The sequence below is a fragment of the Acidovorax sp. genome (assembly GCF_046341535.1).
Classification (GTDB): domain Bacteria; phylum Pseudomonadota; class Gammaproteobacteria; order Burkholderiales; family Burkholderiaceae_C; genus Acidovorax.
The window spans coordinates 21,750-28,098 of sequence record NZ_JBKDRI010000199.1; the positions used below are offsets into that span (position 1 = coordinate 21,750).

Below are 6,349 nucleotides of genomic sequence, written 5' to 3' on the forward strand. Positions count from 1 at the left end.
GCATTGCAAGGCGCCGCTCCATGATCACTTTGTACGACTGCGCTACCGCTCCCAGCCCGCGCCGCGCGCGCATCCTGCTGGCTGAAAAAGGGGTGGCCCACACCACGGTGCAGGTGGATCTGAAAAGCGGCGAGCAACTGGGCGATGCCTATCGCCGCATCAACCCGCAGTGCACCGTGCCCGCACTGCGCACCGAAGGCGACCTGGGCCTGGTGCTGGCCGACAACGCGGCGATCACGGCCTATGTGGAGGCGCGCTGGCCCGATCCGCCCCTGCTGGGCACCACCCCCGCCGAAAAGGCCGAGATCGCCAGTTGGAACTGGCGCATGGAGTTTGAGGGCCTGATGGCGATTGCCGAGGCGCTGCGCAACAGTTCCCCGGCGATGGCCAACCGGGCTTTGCCGGGCGCGGTGAATTACCCCCAGATTCCGGCCCTGGCCGAGCGGGGGCTGGTGCGCGTGGGGCAGTTTTTTGACCTGCTTGACGAGCGTCTGGCGGGCCGCAACTTCATTGCCGCTGACCGCTTCAGTGTGGCCGACATCACCGCCGTGGTGGCGGTGGACTTTGCCCGCGTGGTCAAGCACAAGCCGGGTGAGCAGCACCCGCACCTGTTGCGCTGGCGCGCGGCCATGGCGCAGCGGCCGTCGATGTCGTTGTAGCGGCGGGCACTGCAATGGGGGGATGCAAGGATTGCGCATTCGGCCCATTCCTTGCATCGTGACAAGCTACCTAAAGTCTTGGCTGACTTGCAAAAGACACCTTCAACTCGTTACTAGCCCATGCGCCTTCGCCACATCGAAGTTTTCAACGCGGTGATGCTCACCGGCAGCGTGAGCGCGGCGGCGCGCCTCATCAACGTCACGCAGCCTGCGGTCAGTCGCATCCTTGCCCATGCTGAATTGCAGCTGGGGTTTCCGTTGTTTCATCGCCTCAAGGGCAAGCTGGTGCCCACCGCCGAGGCGCAGACCCTGTACCCGCACATTGAGCGCCTGTTCACCCAGCTCGACGATGTGCAGCGTCTGGCCAAAAGCCTCAAGGGCGACCAGCGCGAGGGGGAGATTCACATCCTGAGCGTTCTGGCGCTGAGCTACGAGGTGCTGCCGCGCGCGTTGCGGTTCTTCCGCCAAAAGCACCCGGACGTGAAGATCACCATCGACGCGCTGCATTCGCCGCAGATCGTGTCGGCCCTGGTGCTGCAAGAGGCCGACGTGGGCTTTGTGTTCAGCGGCATTACCCACCCCGCGCTGGCGCAGGAGCACCTGGCCGATAGCCGCATGGTGTGCGTGGCGCCCAAGGGTATGCTGGATGCGCCGCTGGTGAGCGCGGGCGTGGTGCACCTGACGGACCTGGGCGATACGCCAGTGGTGCACCTGGATGTGCGCGATCCCATCGGCACCGTGGTCAGCCATGCCTGCCGCGAGACGGGGGTGGGCCTGCAGACCTCCATCACCGTGCAGACCTACCACGCAGCATTGGCCCTGGCGCACCACGGCCATGCGGTGGCGGTGGTGGATACCTGCACGGCCGCATCGGCCGACCGCAGCAAGGTCGATGTGCTGGCCCTGGCGCCCCACATTGCGGTGCCCATTACGTCATTGCGCACGGTAAACCGCCCCAGTTCGCTGCTGGCCAGCGCCATGACGCAGTGCATGCGCCGCGCGGTGGTCGAGACGATGGAGTCGGTGGGCTAGGAGCCTGTCGGACTTGGAGCGTCGAAAGCGAAAATCGGCGAGAGCGAGGACAGTTTTTGCCGAATTTGCAGCCCCATCGCCGAGCTATGGGGCAAAAAGGCGGTTAAAAATGGACCGCTGCGGTCGATTTGCAGCCGACGATTTCCAAGTCCGACAGGCTCCTAGCGCCCTGCGGGCACGGCCGCTGCCAGGCGCTGGTGCGGCTCAGGTACCCGGTGCCAGCAGCTCGGCCACCTGCGCTGCCGTGCCAAAGGCCAGCGTGAAGCCCAGCGCACCGTGGCCGGTATTGAGCAGCAGATTGGCCGGGGCCCGGGCGTGCCGCCCGACCAGTGGTACGCCAGTGGGTGTGGCTGGGCGCATGCCCGTCCAGGGGTGCATGTCAGTGAAGCTGCTGCAGCCCGGAAACAGCGCCTGGGTGGCTTCGCGCAGGTTGTGAATGCGCTCGGGTGGAATGCGGTCGTCGTGGCCCACCAGCTCGGCCATGCCCGCCACGCGCAGTCGCTGGCCGATGCGGGCAAACACCACCTTGCGTGCGGCATCGGTCACGTTGACACGCGGGGCCAAGCCCAGGGCGCTGGCAATGTCCAGCGTGATGCTGTAGCCCTTGAGCGGGTAGATCGGCAGGCCAAAGCCCAGCGTCTTCGCGGTCTGGTGGCTGGCGCTGCCCAGGGCCAGCACAAATTGCTGGGCCTCGATGTTGCCCGCGCTGGTGCGCACGGCACTGATGCTGGGCGCGCCCCGCACCCTGCCCCGCACAAACCCCTGCACGCGCGTGCCCAGCACAAAACGCACCCCGCGCGCTGACAGCAAGCGGTGCAGGCCCTGGCATACCGCCAGGCAATCGGCCGCGCACTCGCTGGGCGTGTGGATAGCGCCCGCGATGCGGTGCTGGTAGTGGGCCAGGGCGGGTTCGATATCCACGCACTGCTGGGCCGAGACGGCCTCTTGCGCGCTGCCCCAGGGGCGCTGCAGGTCCAGTTGCCGACGGGCGGCGGCCAGGCCTGCGGGGGTGTCGTAGAGCACCAGCTTGCCGGTGCGCGAGAAGTCGCACGCCAGTTGCTCTGCCTCAAGCATGGCTTCAAAACGGTGGCGGCTCAATGCGGCCAGCGCCAGAAGATGCTGCGTGCTGCGTTCCGATGTGGCGCGGTTGCAGGCCCGCAAAAAATCAAGCCCCCAGCGCCACTGGTGCGCGTCCCACTGCAGGCGCAGTTTCAGGGGCGAGTTCCGTGAGAGCAGCAGCTGGGGCAACTGGCGCCAGAGGCTGGCGTCCGCCAGCGGCTGCACGTAGCTGTAGCTCAGTTGCGCGCCGTTGCCGCCGCTGGCGCCAGCGCCGGGCTGAGCCTGGTCGATCACGGTGACTTGCAGCCCGCGCTGGTGGAGTTCGTACGCGGTGGCCAGGCCCACGATGCCCGCGCCGAGGACACATACCTGCATAGATTGCTTTTGCCTTGTAGTTGGATGCAACCCAATGTATGGCGGGGGCTGGCGATTGAACAATGCCGATGCCATGTGCCCCCATGCCATCAGGTTATGCCAGCACCTCGCCGCACTGTGCCGGAGGGTTGTTCACAGCCGCCAGTCCACCAAAAAGGAATCGGTGGGGTGCAAAAAATGTCGTCCCTGCCACGGCATAACTTTTAGTCATAGGCACCCCGTGCAAATGAATTGTGCAAGGGCCGCATGAATTCCTACAGTGCAGATGCGTTCCGCATTTTTTGCCTTCACTGACTCGCACTTTTTTACGCAAGGGGTTCCCATGAAGCTTTCTGCCATCACTTCTGCCGCCATCATTGCCACGGGCCTGCTGGCCAGCACCGTGGCCAATGCCGATACGCTCAAGAAGATTGCCGACTCCGGCAAGATCACGCTGTCCTACCGTGAATCCTCGGTGCCGTTTAGCTACCTGTCGGGCCCGGGCGCGCCTGTGGGCTTTTCGGTGGACCTCTCCAATGCAGTGGTAGACGCCGTGAAGAAACGCCTGAACAACCCCGCCATCAAGGTTGAGCTGCAGGCCGTCACGTCGGCAAACCGCATTCCGCTGCTGACCAACGGCACGATTGATCTGGAGTGTGGCTCCACCACCAACAACACGGCGCGCGGCAAAGACGTGCAGTTCGCCATCAACCACTTCTACACCGGCACGCGTTTGCTCACCAAGAAGTCCTCGGGCGTCAAGAACTACGCCGACCTGGCCAAAAAGAAAGTGGCCAGCACCTCGGGTACCACCAACGCGCAGGTGATGCGCAAGTACAACCGCGACAACAACCTGGACATGGACATCGTGCTGGGCAAGGACCACGACGACTCGCTCCTGTTGGTGGACAGCGGCCGCGCCGAGGCGTTTGCGATGGACGACATCCTGCTGTTTGGCCTGATGGGCAACACCCGCAACCCGGCCGACTGGGTGGTGGTGGGCGATTCTCTGCAAGTGGAGCCCTACGCCTGCATGATGCGCAAGGATGACCCGCAGTTTCAGGCGCTGGTCAATGGCGTGATCGGCGGGATGATGAAGTCGGGCGATTTCGAGAAGCTCTACAACAAGTGGTTCATGTCACCCATTCCGCCACGGGGCCAGAACCTGAACCTGGCCATGAGCAAGGAACTGCGTGACAACCTGACGGCGCAAAGCGACAAGCCTGCACAGTAGTTCGGGGCAAGCATGTCTGATGTGTGTGCAAGACGCCCGCAAGCGCCGCAGGTGGTAGGAATCCTGGGGGGGATGGGGCCTGCGGCGGGTGCTGACTTTGTACGGCTGTTCGTGCAGGCATGCACCCGCCGCATGGAGTTGCTGGGCATACCGGTACACGACCAGGCCTACCCTGAGCACTGGCTGGCCCAGGTGCCCATACCCGACCGCACCACGGCGCTGCACGACACGCGCCCTGGCGCGCACCAGCCGGCAGACCCCATGCTGCAGGCCACGGGGCGGCTGGCCGCACTGGGCGCGCGTGTGGTGGCCATTGCGTGCAACACGGCCCATGCCTGGCACGGCATCTTGCAGCAGCGGTTTCCGCAGATGGTGGTGCTGCACGGGGTGCAGGAAGTGGTGGCGGAGCTGTCAGCACGCCAGGTGCAGGGCGTAGGGCTGCTGGCCACACAGGGTACGTATGACGCGGGGCTGTACCAGCGCGAGCTCGAGCGTGCACACATCGCCTGCTATGTGCCCACTGACGCCGGGCGCGAGCAGCTCATGCAGGGCATCTACGACGGCGTGAAGGCGGGCAACTATCCGCTGGCACGCCAGTGTTTTGAGTCAGTGTCGATCGGGATGCGAGAACGGTATGGCGTGTCCACGCTGATCATGGGCTGCACCGAAATACCTCTGGCGCTGTCAGAGCAGCCGCGGCTGCAGGGTGTTGCGCTGGTGAACCCTTCGGTGGTGCTGGCGTCGGCCCTGGCCCGTCACGCGTACTGTGATGCGGCACCGGCATTCTGAGGCTGTCCGCGTGTGGGGGGGCTTGCGCGCGGGCAGCCGCTTTTTGACATGACCTCCTGGCGGGTCTGACGGGCTCCTGGACGAAAGGGAAAGCGATGACAAACATGATGACCCGGGTGAGGCAGTGCATGGGCGCAAAGGCCTTGGGGGCGATTTGCTGTCTGCTGGCCCCGGCCATGGCAGCCATGGCCCAGCCCGCGCAGCCTGCCGCGTCGCCCCCGGCATCGGGCACCACGCTGCAGCGCATCCAGGCCAGCGGTGTGGTGGTGATTGGCCACCGCGAGTCGTCGCTGCCCATGTCGTACGTGGCCAATGGGGTGCCCATGGGTTACAGCGTGGATGTGTGCCACTACATCGTCCAGGCGCTTGCGCGGCACCTGAAGCTGCGCGAGCTGCGTACCACGTACCGCATGGTCACCTCCAGCAGCCGTTTTGATGCGATTGAAAAGGGCGAGGTGGACCTGGAGTGCGGATCCACCACCAACACGGCGGCGCGCCGCCAGCGGGTGGCGTTCACCATTGCGCACTTCATTGCCTCGTCGCGCATTGTGGTGCTCAGCAGCAAGCCGTATGAGCGCATCGAGGACCTGGAGGGCAAGGTGCTGGCGTCCACGTCGGGCACCACCAACATCGACTCGCTGGCGCGCGAGGCCGCCAACAAGTCGGTGCGCGTGCGCATCGAACCCGCCAAGGACCACGCCGAAGGCTTTGGCTGGGTCGTGAGCGGCAAGGTCGATGGCTTTGCGATGGACGATGTGCTGCTGTTCGGGCTGCGCGCAAGCCATTCGCGGCCCGAGGACCTGAAGGTCATCGGCAAACCCATGACCATCGAGCCTTATGCGGTGGCGTTTGAGCGCAACAACCCGGAGCTCAAGGCGGTGGTGGATGCCGAGCTGCGCCGCCTGATCCAGACGCGCGAGCTGCATCGCCTGTACGACAAATGGTTTACGCAGCCCATTGCGCCGCGGGGCATCAACCTGGGCATGCGCATGCCGCACCTGCTGGTCGATTCGCTCAAGTACCCGTCTGACTATGTGCCGCAATAGCGGGCTGTCGGCTTGACCCCCAGGAGCCGGTGCGCCGCCTAGGAGCCTGTCGGACTTGGAGCGTCGAAAGCGAAAATCGGCCCCAGCGAGGACAGTTTTTGCCGAATTTGCAGCCCCATAGCCGAGCTATGGGGCAAAAAGGCGGTTAAAAATGGACCGCTGCGGTCGATTTGCAG

At 64.8% G+C, this 6,349-nt stretch carries 6 protein-coding genes; 5 read left to right on the plus strand and 1 reads right to left on the minus strand.

The window, feature by feature from the left end; genetic code table 11:
* The first annotated feature begins 20 nt into the window (after positions 1–20).
* Both ACK543_RS14790 and ACK543_RS14795 read left to right on the plus strand, forming a co-directional pair.
* On the plus strand, positions 21–659 hold the full coding sequence (locus ACK543_RS14790) for a glutathione S-transferase family protein (RefSeq protein ID WP_409943592.1): 639 nt from the start codon (positions 21–23) through the stop codon (positions 657–659).
* 120 nt (positions 660–779) lie between these two features.
* Entirely contained in the window at positions 780–1,691 is a 912-nt protein-coding gene (locus ACK543_RS14795) for a LysR family transcriptional regulator (protein WP_409943593.1), read from the plus strand.
* A gap of 204 nt (positions 1,692–1,895) precedes the next feature.
* On the opposite strand, the gene ACK543_RS14800 is transcribed toward ACK543_RS14795, so the two are convergent.
* Positions 1,896–3,125, minus strand: coding sequence for a D-amino acid dehydrogenase (locus ACK543_RS14800; RefSeq protein WP_409943594.1), 1,230 nt, complete (start codon positions 3,123–3,125; stop codon positions 1,896–1,898).
* Between the two features lie 322 nt (positions 3,126–3,447).
* On the opposite strand from ACK543_RS14800, the gene ACK543_RS14805 reads away from it, so the two are divergent.
* From ACK543_RS14805 to ACK543_RS14815, 3 genes are all read left to right on the plus strand, one after another.
* On the plus strand, positions 3,448–4,338 hold the full coding sequence (locus tag ACK543_RS14805) for an amino acid ABC transporter substrate-binding protein (protein ID WP_409943595.1): 891 nt from the start codon (positions 3,448–3,450) through the stop codon (positions 4,336–4,338).
* A gap of 12 nt (positions 4,339–4,350) precedes the next feature.
* Positions 4,351–5,127 carry an aspartate/glutamate racemase family protein gene (locus ACK543_RS14810; RefSeq protein WP_409943596.1) on the plus strand — a complete coding sequence of 259 codons (777 nt, stop codon included), beginning with the start codon at positions 4,351–4,353 and terminating at the stop codon, positions 5,125–5,127.
* A 95-nt stretch (positions 5,128–5,222) separates the two neighbouring features.
* Complete coding sequence (locus ACK543_RS14815) at positions 5,223–6,173, plus strand: amino acid ABC transporter substrate-binding protein (RefSeq protein WP_409943597.1); 951 nt, start codon at positions 5,223–5,225, stop codon at positions 6,171–6,173.
* The last annotated feature ends 176 nt before the right edge of the window (positions 6,174–6,349 follow it).